Annotated in this window: 19 protein-coding genes; 12 read left to right on the forward strand and 7 right to left on the reverse strand. The window is 70.6% G+C overall.

Annotated features, from left to right (window positions below):
* Nucleotides 1–141 precede the first annotated feature (141 nt).
* Genes OG303_RS41280 through OG303_RS41295 form a run of 4 tightly spaced genes read left to right on the forward strand, consistent with a single transcriptional unit; the run spans nt 142 to nt 4,380 of the window.
* Nucleotides 142–1,437, forward strand: a complete 1,296-nt coding sequence (locus OG303_RS41280) for an extracellular solute-binding protein (protein WP_405875019.1) — start codon at nt 142–144, stop codon at nt 1,435–1,437.
* 6 nt (nt 1,438–1,443) lie between these two features.
* A complete protein-coding gene (locus tag OG303_RS41285) occupies nt 1,444–2,451 on the forward strand; it encodes a carbohydrate ABC transporter permease (RefSeq protein WP_405875020.1) in 1,008 nt (335 codons plus the stop codon).
* A 59-nt stretch (nt 2,452–2,510) separates the two neighbouring features.
* A complete protein-coding gene (locus OG303_RS41290) occupies nt 2,511–3,275 on the forward strand; it encodes a carbohydrate ABC transporter permease (protein ID WP_405877726.1) in 765 nt (254 codons plus the stop codon).
* A gap of 52 nt (nt 3,276–3,327) precedes the next feature.
* The gene (locus OG303_RS41295) at nt 3,328–4,380 is read left to right on the forward strand and encodes an endo-1,4-beta-xylanase (protein WP_405875021.1); all 1,053 of its coding nucleotides are present in this window, start codon (nt 3,328–3,330) and stop codon (nt 4,378–4,380) included.
* A gap of 94 nt (nt 4,381–4,474) precedes the next feature.
* Here the strand turns inward: OG303_RS41295 and OG303_RS41300 are convergent, their stop codons facing one another.
* The 3 genes from OG303_RS41300 to OG303_RS41310 form a co-directional block, all read right to left on the reverse strand.
* Nucleotides 4,475–5,527 (reverse strand): LacI family DNA-binding transcriptional regulator, encoded by a 1,053-nt coding sequence (locus OG303_RS41300; RefSeq protein ID WP_405875022.1) that lies wholly within the window; start codon nt 5,525–5,527, stop codon nt 4,475–4,477.
* 237 nt (nt 5,528–5,764) lie between these two features.
* Entirely contained in the window at nt 5,765–5,971 is a 207-nt protein-coding gene (locus tag OG303_RS41305) for a DUF5999 family protein (protein WP_405875023.1), read from the reverse strand.
* A gap of 388 nt (nt 5,972–6,359) precedes the next feature.
* Nucleotides 6,360–6,944, reverse strand: coding sequence for a hypothetical protein (locus OG303_RS41310; RefSeq protein ID WP_405875024.1), 585 nt, complete (start codon nt 6,942–6,944; stop codon nt 6,360–6,362).
* Between the two features lie 551 nt (nt 6,945–7,495).
* Between OG303_RS41310 and OG303_RS41315 the strand changes: the two genes are divergently transcribed.
* Nucleotides 7,496–9,013, forward strand: coding sequence for a glutamate-cysteine ligase family protein (locus OG303_RS41315; RefSeq protein WP_405875025.1), 1,518 nt, complete (start codon nt 7,496–7,498; stop codon nt 9,011–9,013).
* Nucleotides 9,014–9,032: 19 nt separating this feature from the next.
* Here OG303_RS41315 and OG303_RS41320 read toward each other — a convergent pair whose 3' ends face one another.
* On the reverse strand, nt 9,033–10,796 hold the full coding sequence (locus OG303_RS41320) for a substrate-binding and VWA domain-containing protein (protein WP_405875026.1): 1,764 nt from the start codon (nt 10,794–10,796) through the stop codon (nt 9,033–9,035).
* A 186-nt stretch (nt 10,797–10,982) separates the two neighbouring features.
* On the opposite strand from OG303_RS41320, the gene OG303_RS41325 reads away from it, so the two are divergent.
* Nucleotides 10,983–11,783 (forward strand): CPBP family intramembrane glutamic endopeptidase, encoded by an 801-nt coding sequence (locus OG303_RS41325; RefSeq protein ID WP_405875027.1) that lies wholly within the window; start codon nt 10,983–10,985, stop codon nt 11,781–11,783.
* Between the two features lie 7 nt (nt 11,784–11,790).
* Here the strand turns inward: OG303_RS41325 and OG303_RS41330 are convergent, their stop codons facing one another.
* The gene (locus OG303_RS41330) at nt 11,791–12,600 is read right to left on the reverse strand and encodes a PhzF family phenazine biosynthesis protein (protein WP_405875028.1); all 810 of its coding nucleotides are present in this window, start codon (nt 12,598–12,600) and stop codon (nt 11,791–11,793) included.
* Between the two features lie 153 nt (nt 12,601–12,753).
* Between OG303_RS41330 and OG303_RS41335 the strand changes: the two genes are divergently transcribed.
* From OG303_RS41335 to OG303_RS41345, 3 genes are all read left to right on the forward strand, one after another.
* Nucleotides 12,754–13,539 carry a cyclase family protein gene (locus OG303_RS41335; RefSeq protein ID WP_405875029.1) on the forward strand — a complete coding sequence of 262 codons (786 nt, stop codon included), beginning with the start codon at nt 12,754–12,756 and terminating at the stop codon, nt 13,537–13,539.
* Nucleotides 13,536–15,176, forward strand: a complete 1,641-nt coding sequence (locus OG303_RS41340; RefSeq protein WP_405875030.1) for a thiamine pyrophosphate-binding protein — start codon at nt 13,536–13,538, stop codon at nt 15,174–15,176. Before OG303_RS41335 ends, OG303_RS41340 begins: the two co-directional genes overlap by 4 nt.
* A gap of 148 nt (nt 15,177–15,324) precedes the next feature.
* Nucleotides 15,325–15,963 carry a PadR family transcriptional regulator gene (locus OG303_RS41345; protein WP_405875031.1) on the forward strand — a complete coding sequence of 213 codons (639 nt, stop codon included), beginning with the start codon at nt 15,325–15,327 and terminating at the stop codon, nt 15,961–15,963.
* Between the two features lie 77 nt (nt 15,964–16,040).
* Here OG303_RS41345 and OG303_RS41350 read toward each other — a convergent pair whose 3' ends face one another.
* Together OG303_RS41350 and OG303_RS41355 are read right to left on the reverse strand one after the other, a co-directional pair.
* Nucleotides 16,041–16,469: an SRPBCC family protein gene (locus OG303_RS41350; protein ID WP_405875032.1), complete on the reverse strand. Its 429-nt coding sequence runs from the start codon at nt 16,467–16,469 to the stop codon at nt 16,041–16,043.
* Nucleotides 16,470–16,596: 127 nt separating this feature from the next.
* The gene (locus OG303_RS41355) at nt 16,597–16,785 is read right to left on the reverse strand and encodes a hypothetical protein (RefSeq protein WP_405875033.1); all 189 of its coding nucleotides are present in this window, start codon (nt 16,783–16,785) and stop codon (nt 16,597–16,599) included.
* 197 nt (nt 16,786–16,982) lie between these two features.
* On the opposite strand from OG303_RS41355, the gene OG303_RS41360 reads away from it, so the two are divergent.
* The 3 genes from OG303_RS41360 (at nt 16,983) to OG303_RS41370 (ending at nt 19,732) form a co-directional block, all read left to right on the forward strand.
* Nucleotides 16,983–17,528, forward strand: coding sequence for a Clp protease N-terminal domain-containing protein (locus tag OG303_RS41360; protein ID WP_405875034.1), 546 nt, complete (start codon nt 16,983–16,985; stop codon nt 17,526–17,528).
* Between the two features lie 83 nt (nt 17,529–17,611).
* Complete coding sequence (locus OG303_RS41365; RefSeq protein ID WP_405875035.1) at nt 17,612–18,616, forward strand: EamA family transporter; 1,005 nt, start codon at nt 17,612–17,614, stop codon at nt 18,614–18,616.
* Between the two features lie 171 nt (nt 18,617–18,787).
* Complete coding sequence (locus OG303_RS41370) at nt 18,788–19,732, forward strand: DMT family transporter (RefSeq protein WP_405875036.1); 945 nt, start codon at nt 18,788–18,790, stop codon at nt 19,730–19,732.
* The last annotated feature ends 34 nt before the right edge of the window (nt 19,733–19,766 follow it).

Raw genomic sequence — 19,766 nt, forward strand, 5'->3', positions numbered from 1 at the left:
GATTCACCGCGTTCAAGGGGTTGCCACCGTTTGGGAGCTGTCTCTAGGGTGCGGCAACAACGCATCTTTCTGGATCGACTCCGAAACTTTCGGTCCCAGCGGACGGTCGTGAACGCGCCGTCCCTACCCAAGGAGCGCATGATGGGCGACCGGGCACTGTCCCGCCGCGGCTTCCTGGCGGCCTCCGCCGCGGCCGGTCTTGGCGTGACGGCACTGAGCGGGTGCGGCGGCGACTCGGACGGAGGATCGTCGGACGGGACGACCACCATCGAATGGTGGAACATCTCCACCACCGAGCCCACGAAGACCGTCTGGGCCGGTCTGGCCAAGAAGTTCGAGGCCCAGAACCCCAAGGTGAAGATAAAGATCGTCCAGCTCGAGAACGACGCCTACAAGTCGAAGATGACAGCGCTGACCGCCTCCGGGAAGCTCCCCGACATCTTCCACACCTGGGGCGGCGGCGTCCTCAAGCAGCAGGTCGACGCCGGGCTCGTCGAGGACATCACCGACCGGACGAAGCCGTGGGCGGGCAGCCTGCTGCCGGTGGCGAAGCAGCCGTATCTCCTCGACGACAAGGTGTACGGCATCCCGTTCGACATCGGCATGATCGGCTTCTGGTACAACAAGGCGCTCTTCAAGAAGGCCGGCATCAGCGAGCCCCCCACCACCTGGGGCGGCTTCCTCGAAGCCGTGAGCAAGCTGAAGTCGAAGAACATCACCCCCATCGCCCTCGCGGGCAAGGAGAAGTGGCCCGGCATGTACTACTGGGCCTACCTCGCGATGCGCACCGCCGGCATCGACGCCCTCCAGAAGGCCAGCGACGACAAGGACTTCACCGCCCCCGGACTCGTGCAGGCCGGGCAGCACCTCAAGGACCTGGTCCAACTCCAGCCGTTCCAGAAGGGGTTCCTCGGCGCCGCGTACTCCACGCCCACCGGGCAGGCCGCCACCATGGGCAACGGCAAGGCGGCCATGGAGCTCATGGGCCAGTGGGCCCCGGTCGTCGAGGCGGACTCCGGCAAGGGACTCGGCAAGAACCTCGGCTTCTTCCCGTTCCCCGCGGTCGAGGGCGGAAAGGGCGTCATCACCGAGGTGTTCGGCGGGGGCGGCGGACACGCCCTGCGCAAGGGCGCCCCGCAGGCGGCCGTCGACTTCCTGAAGTTCTTCGCCTCCGAGTCCACCGACCTCCAACTCGTCAAGAAGACCGGCGTCCTCCCCGTGGTCCCGGCCGCCGAGAGCGCCATCACCGACCCCAACACCAAGGCCGTACAAGCCCAGTTGAAGGGCGCCACCGGCTTCCAGCTCTACCTCGACCAGGCGTACGCGCCCGCCGTCGGCCAGGAGGTCAACGACAGCGTCGCCGCGCTCATCGCCGGCTCCAAGTCCCCCGCGCAGGTCACGCAGTCGATCACGAAGACCGCGAAGGAAGAGCAGTAGCCGCAGATGACCTCCACGTCCTCCACGTTCCTCCCGGACAGACGGAGCGGCCCCGACGATGAACTCCCGCCCCCGACCGCGGACTTCGCGCGGGGGCGGGCCCGGCGACGCCTGCTGAACTGGCTCACCGCGGTCGGCTTCCAGGTGCCCGCCCTGGTGCTGTTCATCGGGCTGGTCCTGCTGCCGATGCTGTTCGCGCTGTACGCCGCGTTCTTCCGCTGGGGCGGCTTCGGCATGCCCTCCGACTACACGGGCACGGACAACTTCACCCGGCTCTTCCAGGACCCGGTCTTCCTGGGCGACCTGTGGCGCTGCCTCGTCCTGGTGCTGCTGTCGCTCGCGCTGCAACTGCCGTTCGCGCTGGCCATGGCCGTCGCGCTCAACCAGCGGCTGCGCGGCCGGGCCGTGTACCGGATGCTGTTCTTCGCGCCGTACGTCCTGTCCGAGGCGATCACCGGCGTCCTGTTCGGCATGGTCTTCGCCCCGGACGACGGGCTCGCCGACCACGTCCTGGGCAGCATCGGCCTCGACGGTCTGGGCGGGGAGTGGTTCGCCGACCCCTCCTACGTCATGGCGACCCTCTTCCTGGTCATGACGTGGAAGTACTTCGGCTTCCACATGATGCTCTACCTGGCCGGACTCCAGTCCATCCCGGCCGAGTTGACGGAGGCGGCGCTGATCGACGGGGCCAACGCCTGGCAGCGGTTCCGCAACGTCACGCTGCCGCTGCTCGCGCCCACCCTGCGCATCAGCGTCTTCCTGTCCGTCATCGGGTCGATCCAGCTCTTCGACCTGGTGTGGGTGGTCACCCAGGGCGGCCCCGACCACCACTCCGAGACGATGGCCGTGACCATGTTCCAGTACGGCTTCAAGCGCTACCAGGTCGGCTACGCCAGCGCGATCAGCGTGGTCATGTTCGGCATCTGCCTCGTCTTCGCCCTCGCCTACCAGCGGTTCGTGCTCCGCCGCGATCTCGAAGGGGCCACCACGACGATGAGGGGGGACGGCAAGTGACCCGGAAGACCGTACGCACCCTGCCGCTGCACCTGATCCTCCTCGCCGTCGGCGCGGTGATGGTCGTTCCTCTCGTGTACGCCGTCCTGTCCGGTTTCAAGTCCACCGACGAGCTCTCCCGCAACCCGTTCGGGCTGCCCGACCACTGGCTGACCGGCAACTACACCGACATCCTCGGCTCCGGCGACTTCTGGCGGCTGCTCGGCAATAGCACGCTGATCGCGGTGGCGACGACCGTGCTGGTGGTCGCCGTGTCCGCGCTCGCGGCCTTCTCCTTCGCCCGATTCGCCTTCCGTGGGCGGGAGTTGCTGTTCACCTTCTTCACGATGGGGCTGATGTTCCCCTTCGCGGTGGCGGCCCTCCCGCTGTTCCTGCTGCTGCGCTCGCTGGACCTGCTGGACAACCCGCTGGGCGTGATCCTTCCGCAGGCAGCCTACGGACTGCCGATGACCATCATCATCCTGCGGGGCTTCTTCCGGCAGATCCCCGGCGAACTCGAGGAGGCCGCCACTCTCGACGGCTGCAGCCCCTTCGGGTTCTTCTGGCGGGTGCTGCTGCCCATGGCGCGTCCCGCACTCGGCACCGTCTCCGTGCTCGCCGTGGTCACCAGCTGGAACAACTTCTTCCTGCCGCTGCTGGTGTTCACCGACAACACCTGGTGGACCCTCCCGATCGGCGTCCAGCAGTTCCAGGGGCAGTACTCGGCGGAGTACGCCCGCGTCTTCGCCTATCTCGTGCTCGCGATGGTCCCCGCCCTCGCCTTCTACTCGGTCGCCGAGCGCCAGCTCGTCGGCGGCCTCACCGCCGGCGCCACGAAGGGATGAGGCGCACCGACGGACGTACGGCCCCACACCACCCACCGTGAGGAGTCGCACCATGCGCAGGACAACCCGCCTCAGACTCGCCGGAGCGGTCGCCACCGTCCTGGTCGCGGCCGGCATCGCCACCGGCCCGGCCGCCCAGGCGAGCCCGAAGCAGCCGACGCTCGCGGAGCTGGCCCAGCGCCACGGCCGCTACTTCGGCAGCGCCACCGACAACCCCGAACTCACCGACACCGCCTATACGGCCCTGCTCGGCAGCGAGTTCGACATGATCACCCCCGGCAACGGCATGAAGTGGTACGCCACCGAACCCCAACAGGGCGTCTTCGACTGGACCAACGGCGACGAGATCGTCGACCTCGCCCGCAAGAACCACCAGAAGGTCCGCGCCCACACCCTCGTCTGGCACAGCCAACTGCCCAGCTGGCTCACCGGCCGCGAGTGGACGGCGGACGAGCTGAGGGCCGTCCTGAAGAAGCACATCCAGACGGAGGTACGGCACTACCGCGGCAAGGTCTACTCCTGGGACGTCGTCAACGAGGCGTTCAACGAGGACGGCACCTACCGCGAGACCCTCTGGTACAAGACGCTCGGCCCCGGCTACATCGCGGACGCCCTGCGCTGGGCCCACCAGGCCGACCCGCACGCCAAGTTGTATCTCAACGACTACAACATCGAGGCGGTGGGCCCGAAGTCCGACGCCTACTACCAGCTGGCCAAGGACCTCAAGGCACAGCACGTACCGCTCGACGGCATCGGCCTCCAGGCCCACCTCGCTCTCCAGTACGGCTATCCGACGACCCTGGAGGACAACCTCCGCCGCTTCTCCCGGCTCGGGCTCGACACCGCGCTCACCGAGGTCGACGTACGCATGCTGCTGCCCGCGGACGACGCCAAGCTGGTTACGCAGGCCGAGTGGTACCGGGACTTGACCGAGGCGTGCCTCGCGGTGCGGCGCTGCGTCGGCATCACCGTCTGGGACTACACCGACAAGTACTCGTGGATCCCGGCGTTCTTCCCCGGACAGGGCGCCGCGCTGCCCTGGGACGAACAACTGGCGCCCAAGCCCGCCTACTTCGCGATCAGGCAGGCGCTGGGCGGCAAGTAGGGGATCCGAGAACGCCCCGGCGGGTGCTTAGGGGAGCGCCGGGGAGAGGCCCGGCCCGGTGGTGGGTTCGCCCCACCACCGGGCCGGTGCACGGTCAGCCCGCCTCCGCGACCGGCGCCGTGCTCGCCCGCACCACCAGCTCCGTGCCCAGCTCCACGCGCGGCGAGTCCGGCTGTTCGTCGCGCGCCATCCGCAGGACGGTGCGGACCGCCAACTTGCCCATGTCGGCCAGCGGTTGGCGGACCGTGGTCAGCGGCGGGGCCGACCAGCGGACTTCCGGAAGGTCGTCGAAACCGACCAGGCTCATGTCCTCCGGCACCCGCAGCCCCCGCCGGCGCAGTGCCTCGATCGCACCGAGCGCCATCTGGTCGCTGGCCGCGAACACGGCGGTCGGCGGCTGGGGCAGGTCCAGGAGCGCGTTGCAGCCGGTGAACCCGGACTCGGGGTGGAAGTCGCCGGGCACGACGAGGATCTCGTCCACCGAGAGGCCCGCGCCCTCCAGAGCGGCGCGATAACCGTCGAAGCGGGCCCGTGAGCACAGCAGCCTGGGCGGGCCCGCGATCAGGCCGATCCTGCGGTGGCCCAGGGACAGCAGATGCTCGGTGGCCGCCATGCCGCCCGCCCAGTTGGCGGCGCCGATGGTCGGGACGTCGAGGGCGGGGGAGCCCGCCGGGTCGACGACCACCAGCGGGACGCCGAGGGCGCGCAACTCCTCGTGCAGGACCGGCTCCAGCGCCGAGGTGACGAGGATGACCCCGTCGGAGGCGCGGGCCCGCAGGTTGCGCATCCACTCACGGGCGTCGCCCGAGCGGCCGTGGATCGCCGACACGACGGTGCCGACCCCGGCCGCGTGCGCGACCTCCTCGACGCCCCGGATGATCTCTACCGCCCAGGGGCTGTCGAGGTCGTTGAAGACCAGGTCGAGCAGGGCGGCACGGGTGCCCGAGGCGGCGGCGCGCTTGCGGTAGCCGTGCCTCAGCAGCAGGTCCTCGACCCGGGCACGGGTCCGTGGCGAGACGTCGGACCGGCCGTTGACGACCCGGGACACGGTCGGCACCGAGACCCCGGCCTGCCGGGCGATCTCCGTGATCGTGACCTTGCCGCGGGCCTCGGACGCCTCCTCGGCGCCGGCCTCGTCTGCTGCCAATTCCCCCACCTCCGTCGACACATGCCTCGAAACTTCCAGAAGTCTTCCGGAAAGCGGGCGCCCATGGGAAGGGAGATCGCGACGAGGAAGCGTCGGGGAAGGAGGACGTGACCGCGGTACGCATGAGTAACTACGGGGAGTGATCACCCCCGGACATGCGTCGGGGCCGGTTCGCAGCGCGTCCTCGCGACCGGCCCCTCAAGTCTCCGGGCGGTGGGTCGCACCGCCCGGCGCCGCTCAGGCGGCGGTCATCACCTGGCTGCCGCCCTGCGGGCGGTGCGGGGCGATGATCTGCCCGTCGGGCAGGAGCTCACCGGTGTCCTCGAAGAGCAGAACGCCGTTGCACAGCAGGCTCCATCCCTGCTCCGGGTGGTGCGCCACAAGGCGGGCGGATTCCCGGTCGGCGGATTCGGCTGTCGGACACGGTGGCTGGTGCTGGCACATTGATGGGATCTTTCGCTCTGTCGTGATGTGTGAGATGGCTGGTGTGTCTGTCCCGCGGCTTGAAGCTCCGTTCATGGCCGCCCCCCGTAGTGATAAGTCGGTCCAGTCCCCAGTGTTGCCCCACGGGCGTCGATCCGCAGGGATTTAGCAGCACCGCTCCTCACAGGTTGAGGACGCATCACCCGCGCGGACGGTTCAGTCCAACTGCACTGTCAATTCGGGTGGTTCCAGGTGGCCGGATGGGGCTAGTCCGTACTGGTCAGACGGCATTTTCGGCTCGTACGAGCAGTCAATGGCTCGTACGAGCGAAATGGGTGCCGGAAAAGCCTCGTACCCCGCTACCCGGAATTCCGGGGCGGGGTACGAAAGGCGTCGCTACGGGGGTCGGTCAGGCGGGCGAGCTCAGGAGCGGGGCGGGAGTCACCCGATGGGTCAGGACCGGGAGCAGCTCGGCGACGCGGTGCGGGCGGTGGGCCGCGATGCCGGGTGGCGCCGGCGCCAGCGGGACGAGCAGGTCCGTGGCGGCGGGGTGGCCGGTGGCGCCGTCGGCGGTGCAGTCGCCGTGCAGCCACAGCGTGAGCATGTACAGGCTGGGCACCGAGAGCAGCCGCGGCTGGTAGGGCTGTTTCATCGTCTCGGCCTGGCGCAGGGCGCGCTCGGTGGAGTCGATGTAGGGGCCCTCGAAGAACCGCGAGAAGGCCCAGCCGTCGGGAGTCAGCATGGTGTCGGCCGCGGCCACGGAGCGTTCCCCGGAGCGGATCAGGAAGCGCCACCCTGCCAGCCGGGTGGCGGACACGCCCGCGGGGCTGAGATGGTCCAGTACATGTACGGGTAGCGGGAGTTCGGGTGTGACGGGGCCCTGCGAGCGCAGCAGCGAGGGAGTTCGGGCCTCGCGGACCGCGGTGGGAGAACCGAGTGCGGTGAGAACGGTGCGAAGGGCGGGCGCGGGAGCCGGGGGTACATGCAGCGGCATGGTGGGTCGCCTCTCATTCGACAGGCACGGTGGCGCGAGGGCGGGGGCGGACGGCGCTGTCTGCTCACGGGGCCGGAGGGTCGGAGGCCAGGGCCTGGGAACGAGGAGTGTGGGTGAGGCCTGCCGCACGTCACCTCGACGGCAGGTTCCATGACCGCAGGCGCCAACCCTCCGCCTTGTTCGCGGAGTTTATACGAGATGTGTTCAGACGGTGTTTCGTCTAGCCGTATCCGGTGCACCCGGCAAGGGTCAATCCGGTCGGCGATACGTGGGAATCATCCCGATTCCGGTCCGGCATTGCACCGGTGACCTCGGAAAATACCTGGGAAGCGGTCGGCCAATTCTCGTCGGCGTTTTTCACGAGTTCGTCGACGGCCCGAAACTGCGCCATGCTTCATGCCCGGTGAATGTGCCACCGGTCACATTCACCAGAGTAGCGGGCGGCGGGCCCGCGTGGGGACGTTATCGATCGCCGCGGCTGGGCATCATCCCACGTGACCCGACACCGGCGGCCGGATCTTCGGGCCGCTCACTCGAGGAGGGACGCTTCGATGGGGGAGAAGGTCGTGGCAGGGCAGTTCGACCTGTCCGATCGCCAACGCTACCGCGACAAGCTCCGCAAGTGCCTGACGGGGCTGGAGCGGCTCCTGGACCAGAAGCGGTTCGATCGCCCGCAGAACCTCATGGGGTTGGAGATCGAACTGAATCTGACCGGCGGCGACGGCATGCCGAAAATGCTCAATGCGCAAGTTCTCGAGCGGATCGCAAGTCGTGATTTCCAAACAGAACTCGCCATGTTCAATCTGGAAGTCAACATTGCCCCACATCGATTGGGTGGGCGGGTATTCGACCGGCTCGCGGAGGAACTGAGGACCTCGCTGGCATATGCCCATCGAAAAGCGGGTGAGCTCGACGCGGGAATCGTGATGATCGGCATTCTGCCGACCCTCGACCGGGACGACCTGGTCTCGTCCAATCTCTCCGACGTCGACCGCTACGCCCTGCTCAACGACCAGATCGTGGCCGCCCGCGGAGAGGACTTCGCCCTCGACATCGACGGCGTGGAGCGCCTCACCTGCACCTCGAAGTCCATAGCGCCGGAAGCCGCGTGCACCTCCGTGCAGCTGCATCTCCAGGTCACCCCGGGCCGTTTCGCCGACGTCTGGAACGCCGCGCAGGCCGTCGCCGCCGCGCAGATCGCCGTCGGCGCCAACTCGCCCTTCCTGTTCGGCCGTGAGCTGTGGCGCGAGTCCAGGCCCCCGCTGTTCCAGCAGTCCACCGACACCCGCCCGCCGGAGCTGCAGGCCCAAGGGGTGCGCCCGCGCACCTGGTTCGGGGAGCGGTGGATCTCCTCGGCGTACGACCTCTTCGAGGAGAACCTGCGCTACTACCCGGCCCTGCTGCCGATCTGCGACGAGGAGGACCCGCTGGAGGTCCTCGACGCGGGCGGCGTTCCCAAGCTCGCCGAACTCGTCCTGCACAACGGCACGGTGTACCGCTGGAACCGCCCGGTCTACGGCATCGCCGACGGCGTCCCGCACCTGCGCGTCGAGAACCGCGTCCTGCCCGCCGGGCCGTCCATCACCGACGTCATCGCCAATGCGGCCTTCTACTACGGCCTCGTCCGGGCCCTCGCCGAGGAGTCGCGGCCCGTCTGGACCCGGCTGCCGTTCGAGGCTGCCGCCGCCAACTTCGACGCCGCGTGCAAGCACGGCATCGACGCCCGCCTCCAGTGGCCGCGGCGCGGACGGTACGGCGGCACCACGCAGGTCGACGCGGTGACCCTCGTACGCGACGAACTCCTGCCGCTCGCCGCGGCCGGCCTGGACGCCTGGGGGGTCGAACCCGCCGACCGGGATCTGTACCTCGGCGTCATCGAGGAGCGCTGCCGGCGCCGGGTCAACGGCGCGTCCTGGCAGGCGGCGACCTTCCACCGGGCCCTGGAGGCGGGCCTGACACGGGATGCCGCGCTGGCGGCCACGACACGGAGGTACTCCGAGCTGATGCACATGGGGGAGCCGGTGCACACGTGGCCGGTGGGGCTGCCCGAGCCCGCGCCGCTGGGGTGAGCGGCCGTAGGACGGTGCTCTAGTCGTCGCCCTGCGACCCTGCCGCCACGATCGCCTTCAGCATCACCGACTGGATCTGTGAGGGGTTGCTGACCGACTGGCCCGAACCGCCCGTCGCCTCGGCGATCTCCTTGGCCTCGTCCCGGTCGGCGTCGGGACCCACGTCGATCATGATGAGCGGTACCGGACGCTCGGGGTTGGTGAGCTTCTGCAGCTGGGTGATGAGGGTGGTGCGGGAGATGCTGCCCGGGTCCTGGTTGACGCCGTCGGTCAGGACGACCAGCGCGTTGAACTTCCCCTTGACGTACGACGAGGTCGCCGCCTTGTACGCGGCGAGCGTGGTGTCGTAGAGCCCGGTTGCCCCGTTCGGGACCGGCTCGAGGCCGTTGAACGCCGCCGAGAGCTTCTCTCGCTGGGTGCCGCTGCCCTTCTGGTCGCCGAGTCGCTCGGTCGGCACGAGGACCCGGTAGTCCTTGTCGCCGTCCAGCTTCGTGGAGAACTCCCACAGGCCGATCTCGTCCTCGGGCGTGAACGTGGAGAGAGCCTGGAGCAGGGACCCCTTGGTGACGTCCATGCGCGACTGCCCGGTCCCCGGCACCGGCTCCGACATGGACGAGGAGGCGTCCACGACCGTGGTGAGCCGGGCGCTCTGCACGGTGATCGTCCACATCCCCAGGGCCTCCTGCACCGCGACGTCCGCGGCCGGCTGGAGGGCGGGCTCGGCGTACGGCTGCGGGCTGCTGCCGCCGGCCTTGGCGACCACCGCCGCCGGCGCCCCTTCGTCGGAGGTGCGGAAGCCGTACTTCTGCAGCAGCCGCAACTGCCCCGGCTGCCGCAGGTAGTTCATGAACCGCAAAGCGGCCCGGCTCTGGTCGGTGGTCAGTTGCCCGACCATCGCGTACGGGTAGTCCAGCTCGGGCGAGCCGTCCTTCGGGTAGAACATGTCCACGCTGCCGCCGCTGTCGGCCGAGGAGTTGTACGCGTACGCCGCCTGCTCGGACAGGACCAGCGCCTGGTTCCGCTTCGGATTGCCCAGTTCGGTGCCCGAGGAGTCGCGGGGCAGGGTGTCCACGACCTGGCTGTCGCTGTCCGAGGTGCGCTGCGACAGCGTCTTCATCATGGCCGCGGCCTGGGTGTCCCCGCCCTTGATCTTGGCGGCGGCCGTGCTGAGCTGGGTGAGCGCGAGCAGCCCGGTGGCACTGCGCGCGGGGTCGGCCGCGCCAAGCTTGAGCGAGTCGTCCTGCAAAGTGGCGCCGGCCAGCTCGATCCAGCTGTACGTCTTCTTCGGCCACCCCAGCGACTTCGCGGCCGTCGGCACCATGGCCACGCCGATCGGCGTCGAGGCGATCGCCCCCGCCGGAGTCACGTCGACCGCGCTGTTGTTCGCCGTGATCCGGTCGACCCACATGTCCGAGTCCGGCACCCACAGCTGCGCATCGGTCTCGTTGCCCGCGGCCAGCGTGCCCGCGACCTTGTACGAGTCGCGCGCGGTCACGGTGACCGCGAGGCAGCGCCCGTCGGAGGTGATGTTGTGGGCACGGGCCTGCTGGGCCGCGGCCGTGAGGGCGGGGGCGATGTCGGGCGAGGCGGTGAGGCGCAGGCGCACCGGGTCGTCCTGGCAGGAGGAGCCGAACGACAGCAGTCCGCTCCGGACGGCGGCCGCCGTGCCGCCGGCGACGGTGAGGACGAGAACTGTCGCGATGGCCACCGTGCGGCGGCGCGCGCGTGGGCGGGGGTCGCTGCCGCCCGCCCCATACTGATCGGGCAAGCTGTGACGTCCCATGACGGTGGTGCCCCTCCCTGTTGAACCCCGTGCCGGATGACGGCCGTACGGCATGGAAAAGGGGAGGTACGCCCCGTACGGCGTCCGTCCCCCCAGACGGCCAAGCGCACGATCTTCGTAACTTCTTTCGAGACACTAGCGGGGCTGCGGTGGGGATGAGGCTGGATTACTCAACTGGAGGCAGGTGTGCAGGCAGAGGCGGGCCCGGTGGCCGATTCTTTTCCGCCGGAGCGGCTCTCGCGGCGGATCTTCCGTGACGAGACGCTGCTTGTTCTGGGGCTTTCGCTCGGTGCGAGTGGTTTGTCCGCGCTGATCAGCTTCGTCGGATCGGTCACCAAACCGGGGGGTCTCAAGGACCAGGCGGCCACCCTCAACGCCTCGGCCGCGCCGGGCCGCCCCTGGCTCGATCTCGCATGGCAGCTGTTCGGGATCGCCACGGCCCTGGTGCCGGTCGCCCTCGTCGCGCACTTCCTGCTGCGCGAGGGCCAGGGCCTGCGCACCCTCGGCTTCGACCGCACCCGCCCGTGGCCCGATCTCGGTCGCGGGGCGGGGATCGCGGCGGTGATCGGCAGCACCGGAATCGCCTTCTACCTGGCCGCACGCGGCCTCGGCTTCAACCTCACCGTGGTGCCGGAGGCGCTGCCCGACGTGTGGTGGAAGTACCCCGTGCTGGTCCTCTCGGCGATGCAGAACGCGATCCTCGAAGAGGTCATCGTCGTCGGCTATCTGCTGCGCCGGCTGGGGCAGTTGGGCTGGACGCCCGGCACCGCCCTGGTGGCCAGTTCCGTACTGCGCGGCTCGTACCACCTCTACCAGGGCATCGGCGGCTTCGTCGGCAACATGGTGATGGGCGTGGTGTTCGTGTACCTGTACCGGCGCTGGGGCCGGGTGGGTCCCCTGGTGGTGGCGCATTCCCTGCTCGACATCGGGGCGTTCGTCGGCTACGCGCTGCTGGCCGGGAAGGTGGGCTGGCTGCCGACGGCGTGAGGCACGTTCACGCCAGCAACTCGCCCTCGATGACGGTGACCGCGCGGCCGCTCAGCAGCGTGCGGTCGCCGCGCAGCTCGGTGCGGACGCGGCCGGAGCGCGGCGAGGCCTGCAGCCCGGTGAGGTCGGGGCGGCCCAGGCGCTCGGACCAGAAGGGGGCGAGGGCCGTGTGGGCGCTGCCGGTGACCGGGTCCTCGTCGATGCCGGCGTTCGGGAAGAAGCAGCGGGAGACGAAGTCGTAGCCCCGGGCGGGGTCCTCGGCGCGGGCGGTGGCGATGATGCCGCGCGCGGAGTAGGCGGCGAGCGCCTTGAGGTCGGGGGTGAGGGCGTGGATCGCCTTCTCGTCGGCGAGTTCGACGATCAGGTCGCCGACGTTCGGCCCGGTGTCGACGGCGGCGCGCGGCCTGGCGCCCAGCGCTTCGGCGACCCCGGCCGGGATCTCGACCGGCGTGAGCGGCGCGGTCGGGAAGTCCAGGGTGATCGTGCCGTCCTCCTGGGGCGTCGCGACGAGGACGCCGCTGCGGGTGGCGAACCGCACCGTGCCCTCGTGGGCGCCGGTGGTGTGCAGGACGTGGGCCGTGGCGAGCGTCGCGTGACCGCACATGGTGACCTCGGTGGTCGGTGTGAACCAGCGCAGCGCCCAGTCGGCCTCCCCGCCCCCGGGCAGCGGGTGGGCGAACGCCGTCTCGGCGTGGTTGACCTCCAGGGCGATCTTCTGCAGCCGATCGTCGTCCGGGAAGGCGTCGAGGAGCAGCACCCCGGCGGGGTTGCCGGCGAAGGGACGGTCGGTGAAGGCGTCGACGATTCGGATGCGCATGGCTCCGACGCTAGGGCGGCGTGGCCCTTGCGACCAAGGCCAATTCGCGGACGCTGGACTGATTTCGAGGGCGCGTGCCTCGGCGAAGCGGCCACCGGCTGACACCCTGTACACGCAGGCGTTGACAGTCCAGCACCGCCCCAGGAGGCCGTCATGTCCCAGCCGTCCGTGCTCGCCGCCCTGCTGTCCGGGCTGCGGGGTGGCTCGATCGAAGTCGTCGACCTCACGTCGCCGCTGTCGTCGTCCACACCGGTGATCCAGCTGCCGCCCCAGTTCGGCCAGACCCAGGTCTTCGAACTGGAGGAGATCAGCCGGTACGACGACCGGGGACCGGCCTGGTACTGGAACAACTTCCGCAGCGGCGAGCACACCGGCACCCACTTCGACGCACCGGTCCACTGGGTCACCGGAAAGGACCTCACCGACGTGGCCTCGGTGCCGGCCGGCCGGCTGATCGCCCCGGCGGTCGTGCTGGACTTCTCCGCGGCGGCCGCGAAGGACCCCGACTTCCTGGTCGAGGTGGACCACATCAAGGCCTGGGAGGCCGACAACGGGCCCTTGCCCGAAGGGGGTTGGCTGCTGCTGCGCACCGGCTGGGACGCCCGCTCCCAGTCGCAGGAGGAGTTCCTCAACGCCGACGAGAACGGACCGCACACTCCCGGCCTGTCGCCGGAGTGCGCCCGCTGGGTGGCCGAGGAGTCACCGGTGCTCGGCTTCGGCACGGAGACGGTCGGCACCGACGCGGGGCGGGCACACTCCTTCGATCCGGCGTTCCCCTGCCACTCCTACCTCCTGGGCGCCGACAAGTACGGGCTGACCCAGCTGCAGAACCTCGCAGCCCTGCCCCCGACCGGCGCCGTCGTCATCGCGGGACCGCTGCCCATCGTCTCGGGATCCGGCGCCCCCGCGCGCGTGCTCGCCCTGGTGGAGCGGTCGTGAAGGTTGCCGAAGCCGTCGGGCGGGCGCTGACCGCGGCCGGGGTCGACCACGTCTTCGGCGTGGTGGGCTCGGGCAACTTCCACCTCACCAACGCCATGGTGGCGGCGGGCGCGCGGTTCGTCGCCGCACGGCACGAGGGCGGCGCGGCGACCATGGCGGACGCGTACGCCCGCACGAGCGGGGCGGTGGCCGCGCTCAGCGTCCACCAGGGACCCGGCCTGACCAACGCCCTGACCGGCATCACCGAGGCGGCCAAGAGCCGTACGCCCCTGCTCGTGCTGGCCGCCGAGGCCACCGCGCAGCGCTCCAACTTCCGTATCGAGCAGGCGGTGTTGGCGCACTCCGTCGGCGCCGTGACCGCGCGCGTGACGACCGCGCACGACGCGGTCGAGCAGGCACTCGCCGCCCTGCGCCGGGCACGGCACGAACACCGGACGGTCCTGCTCAACCTCCCGCTGGAGGTCCAGGCCCTCGACGTCCCCGACGGCGGGACGCTCGACGCCGAACCGCCGCCCGGACCGGAGCAGGTCGAACCGTCGGACACGGCGGTGGCGGACTTGGTGCGGGCGCTCGAACGCTCCCGGCGACCGGTCTTCGTGGCCGGCCGGGGCGCCCGCACCCCCACCGCACGCGACGCCCTCACCGCGCTCGCCGAACGGCACGGCGCCCTGCTCGCCACCTCCGCCGTCGCCCGCGGCCTCTTCCACGGCAGCCCCTGGTCGCTCGACGTGTCCGGCGGCTTCGCCTCACCCCTGGCCGTCGAACTGATCCGGGGTGCCGACCTGATCGTCGGCTGGGGCTGCGCGCTGAACATGTGGACCATGCGGCACGGCAGCCTGATCGGCGCCGATGCGACCGTCGTCCAGGTCGACGACGACCCGGAGGCGCTCGGCGCCCATCGTGCGATCGGCCTCGGCGTCACCGGCGACGTGGAACGCACCGCGCGACGGGCGCTGGAGGCGGGCGGCGGGAGCCACGAGGGGTACCGGACGCCCGACACCGCCTCGGCCCTGGCCGCGCGCGTGCGGTGGCGGGACGTGCCGTACGAGGACGAGGGCACTCGCGAGCGGATCGACCCGCGGACGCTGAGCATCGCACTCGACGACATCCTCCCCGCCGAGCGGGTCGTCGGCGTCGACTCCGGCAACTTCATGGGCTACCCGAGCGCGTACCTCTCGGTGCCGGACCACAACGGGTTCTGTTTCACCCAGGCCTTCCAGTCGATCGGCCTGGGCCTCGCGACCACGATCGGCGCGGCCCTGGCACAGCCGGACCGCCTGCCCGTCGCAGCCCTCGGCGACGGTGGCGCCCTGATGAGCGCCGTGGAACTCGACACCGTGCGCCGCCTCGGCCTGCCGATGGTGGTCGTCGTCTACAACGACGAGGGCTACGGAGCGGAGGTGCACCACTTCGGCCCCGACGGCTTCCCGCTCGACACGGTCACCTTCCCGGAGACGGACATCGCCGCCGTGGCCCGCGGCTACGGCTTCGAGGCGGTGACCGTCCGCACCCCGGCCGACCTCAAGCCCGTCCAGGACTGGGTCGCCGGACCGCGCTCGGCCCCTCTGCTCATCGATGCCAAGGTGACCCGCGACCACGGCGCCTGGTGGCTGGAGGAGGCGTTCCGCGGCCACTGAGCCCGCAACCGACCCGCACCTGGCCCGGCCCTGACCTGGGGCCGGGCCCTTCTTTTCCGCTTTTCTTCGACCGAGCCTTGTCGTGCGAGCTATTCCGATATATCGTTGACGCATCGCGACAGATCAACGATGGAATGGAGTGATTGCGATGCGTTCCCATGGATTCGAACATGGACACGGTGGACCCGGCTCGCGTGGCCGGGGTGGTTTCGAGGGACGGCGTGGCGCCTTCGGCCCCTTCGGGCCGGGCGGCCCCGGCGGCGGTCCCGGTCCCGGCTTCGGTTTCGGCGGACCCGGCTTCGGTCCGGGCCCCTGGGGCCCACGAGGGCGGGGCGGACCGCGGGGGAGGGCGCGGCGCGGCGACGTACGCGCGTCGATCCTCGCCCTGCTGAAGGACCGGCCCATGCACGGTTACGAGATGATCCAGGAGATCGCCGAGCGCAGCGGCGGGGCGTGGAAGCCCAGCCCCGGCTCGGTGTACCCCACCCTCCAACTGCTGGAGGACGAGGGCCTGATCACCAGTGCGTCCGAGGGCGGCAAGAAGCTGTTCTCACTCACCGAGGCCGGCCGCGTCGCGGCCGACGAGGGCCCGGACGCGCCCTGGGAGGAAGCCTCCCGCGGCATCGACTTCGAGGCGCTCGGTGAGATCCGCCAGGCCGGCTTCGGTCTGATGGAGGCCTTCGGCCAGGTCTGGAAGACCGGCAGCAAGGAGCAGCGCGAGAAGGCGCTGGCCGTCATCAACGAAGCCCGCAAGAAGCTGTACCTGATCCTCGCCGACGAGGACTGACGGCACAGCTGTACGGCAGTGAAGAGGCGCCCCGTGGAGCGATCCGCGGGGCGCCTCTTCGTGTGTCCCGTCCCTGCTCAGGACACCAGGCCGGCCAGTTTGCGCAGCGACTCGTTGAGCGCGGCGGTCCCCGAGTCCTTGAGCTTGCCCGCCATCAGCGAGACGGCGGCACCCGTGAACTCGCCGTCGATACGGACCGTCGTGGCATCGCCGTCGGGGGTCAGCGAGTACCGCGTGGCCACGCTCACCGCCATCGGGCCCTTGCCCCGGATGGCGAACACCCGGGCCGGCTCCAGCTCCTCGATGGTCCACTCGACCTCGGCCGGAAAGCCCATGAGCTTCATGTTCTCCTGGAAGGTCCGGCCCACTTCGAGGCTCTCGGGACCCCCCTTGGGGAAGCTGGTGTGGGTCGCGTTCCACTCGCCGTACGCGGACCAGTCCGTGAGCTGGGCCCACACCTTCTCGGCGGGGGCCCCGATGCGAGCCTCCGCGCTGACTTCGGCCATGCGACCACCCCTTCATGTCGGGCTACGGTGTCGCGGAACGTAACCCCAGGGCCTGGAACATTCAATACTGATGAACCGTCAGAAAATGTGAGCGTTCTCCGGGCGTTCCTCGTGCGCTGGTCCGTCGTCAGCCGGCCCGGCGTATCACCGCCGCGTCGAAGAGATCCCACGCGCGCGGGAAAGTGCTCTCGTCGTGGCAGTGCCAGGCGTCCCAGAACAGGTCGGCGAGCAGTGCGTCCTCCGGGGCGTACACCCGGTACACGTACTGCTTGCCGTCGACGGCCGGCAGGGACACCAGCCAGGACCTGCTCTCCATGCACCTGTTGGACGTGCGACGGAGCGCTGTGGTTGCGCGCGAGGAGCACGGCAGGACGGCGCGCGCCCCTGCGGGTAAAACGGCCAGATCTCATCCGTAAGGAGGAGATTCCGGCCCGCCGAGTCCACTCTGTGTGGGACGCCAAGATGCGCCCCCTCGGGGATGACCGGAGGCGAGGGGGCTGATGGGGTAGGGATGTGCAACCCCGTATCCCCCGGCAGTCGGTCGGCGAGCAGGCCGTCGGTCCTCGCGCGGACAACGATGCCAGGCTCACTGCCGAGCTGGCAGCGGTCGTTTCCGGCGCCCGCCGCCGGGCGGTGCGCGACGGGGACCGGCAGATCGACACGGCCCATCTGCTGCACTCGCTCCTGGAGCACGACCCCGAGGTGCGGGCCGTGTTCGACGACGGGCCCGAGAGTGCCCGGCTGCTCGGCTACCTCGTGCAGCGCAGCATCGGCTACGGCCTGCGCTGGCAGGGCTCCGTCGAGGACTCCGGCGCCGTACCCGTGGTGGCGGAGACCCAGGGCTTCTCGCCGCTGGCCGCGGGCGCGATGGAGTACGCCTGCGAGCGCGCCGCCTCCCGCGGCACCGAACCGGCCCGCGGAATCGACCTGTTGGCGGCGATTGTCGTCGACCCGCAGGCGCGGGCCGTCGAGGTGCTGGACCGGGCCGCCATCGAAACGGGCGCCGTGCTCGAGCGCGTGGAGAGGCGGCTGGCGCAGACGGGGTGGTCCGGCCGCTGAGCCACGGCGGGGCCGCCGGGGCGCGTCCAGCCGTTGAGACAGGTGTCAACAGGGGTGACGCTCATGTCGTCGCCTGTCATCATGTGCCGGTGCATACGTCTGAGAGCCGCCAAGTCAGCAGGGGCAAGGGCGCCGGACTCGGCCTCGCCCTCGTCTCCGCGGTCGCCTTCGGAGGATCCGGGGTCGCGGCGAAGCCACTGATCGAGGCGGGACTCGACCCGCTCGACGTGGTGTGGCTGCGCGTGGTGGGCGCGGCCCTGGTGATGCTGCCCATCGCCGTGCGCCACCGTGCGCTGGTGCGCCGCCGACCGGCGCTGCTGGCCGGGTTCGGACTGTTCGCCGTGGCCGGTGTGCAGGCCTGCTACTTCGCGGCGATCTCCCGCATACCCGTCGGGGTCGCGCTCCTCGTCGAGTACCTCGCGCCCGCCCTCGTCCTCGGCTGGGTGCGGTTCGTGCAGCGGCGACCGGTGACGCGGGCCGCCGCGCTCGGCGTGGTCCTCGCGGTCGGCGGGCTCGCCTGCGTCGTCGAGATCTGGTCGGGACTGAGCTTCGACGCCGTCGGCCTGCTGCTCGCGCTCGGCGCCGCCTGCTGCCAGGTCGGCTACTTCGTCCTGTCCGACCAGGGCAGCGACGCGGGCGACGACGCACCCGACCCGCTCGGCGTCATCGCGTACGGCCTGCTGATCGGCGCCCTCGTCCTGACCGTGGTGGCCCGCCCCTGGACCATGGACTGGTCCGTGCTGACGGGCACCGCGCCGATGAACGGCACCCCCGTCGCCGCCTTCTTCCTGCTGGCCTGGATCGTGCTCGTCGCCACCGTCCTCGCCTACGTCACGGGTGTGCTGTCGGTGCGCCGGCTCTCACCGCAGGTCGCGGGCGTCGTGGCCTGCCTCGAAGCGGTCATCGCGACGGTCCTGGCCTGGGTGCTGCTGGGCGAGCACCTGTCGGCGCCGCAGATCGCCGGTGGTGCGGTGGTCCTGGTGGGCGCGTTCATCGCCCAGTCGTCGGCACCCGCCAAGGGCTCCGAGGAGCCGGTGGCGAGCGGCGGCCCGGAAAGGGAGTTGTCCTCCCGCGAAACCGCTGCGTAGGCTGCCGATCATGCCTTCGACGCTCGTTCTTCCCCCTCCCGCCGCCTGACGGCGGGAGTTCCGGAACCACGCCCGACCCCGTGTCGGGCTGAACGGCGCTGCCCGCAGAAGAAGTCCACGGCCTGGTGACCCCGGGCCCTTCCGAACTTCTGCACTCTGCGGAGATCCTTCGTGTCGAATGCTGCTTTCGGCCTGCCCGTCGGGCGAGGCCTGCTTTTCCTGATCGTCGCCGGTGTCGCCTGGGGGACCGCCGGCGCGGCCGCCTCCCTGGTCTACCGGACCAGTGACATGGGCTACGTCGCCCTCTCCTTCTGGCGCTGCGCGGCCGGCCTCGTCCTGCTGCTCGCCGCCCGCCTCCTGCGCCCGCGCGTGCGGAGGGCCGTACGCGAGCCGCTCAGGCGCAGGGCGCTGCGGGTCGGTGCCACCGGTGTCGGGCTCGCCGTGTTCCAGACGGCCTACTTCGCGGCCGTGTCCGCCACCGGACTCGCCGTCGCCACCGTCGTCACGCTCGGCGCCGGTCCCGTGCTCATCGCTCTGGGCGCCCGGCTCACCATGGGGGAGCGGCTCGGCCGTGGCGGCGTGGCCGCCGTCGCCGGTGCGCTGGCCGGGCTGGGGGTGCTCGTGCTCGGCGGCGGGGACGCGACGGTGCGCCCGTCGGGTGTGCTGTTCGCCCTGCTGTCGGCGGCCGGGTACAGCGTGATGACCCTGCTCACGCGCTGGTGGGGCAGGGACGGCGGGGCGGACACGTCCAGTACGACGGTGGGGGCGTTCGCGGTCACCAGCCTGTGCCTGCTGCCGTTCGCCCTGGCCGAGGGCCTCGTCCCGCACACCGACCACCCCGCCCGCACCCTGTGGCTGCTGGTCTACATCGCCACGGTCCCCACGGCCCTCGCCTACGGCCTCTACTTCGCGGGCGCGGCCGTGGTCAGGTCGGCCACCGTGTCCGTGATCATGCTGCTGGAGCCGGTGGGCGCCGCGATCCTGGCGGTCGTCGTGCTCGGTGAACGGCTCACCGAGGCAACCCTGTTGGGCACCCTGCTGATGCTGGGATCGGTCGCGGGGCTGGCGCTGGCGGAGGCGCGCGGCGCGGCGGCGGAGGATCCGGTGCTCGTGTGAGGCCCCGGGTGCGGGGCCCGGCACCGGACCCCGC

The organism is Streptomyces sp. NBC_00005 (genome assembly GCF_045160215.1).
Classification (GTDB): Bacteria; Actinomycetota; Actinomycetes; order Streptomycetales; family Streptomycetaceae; genus Streptomyces.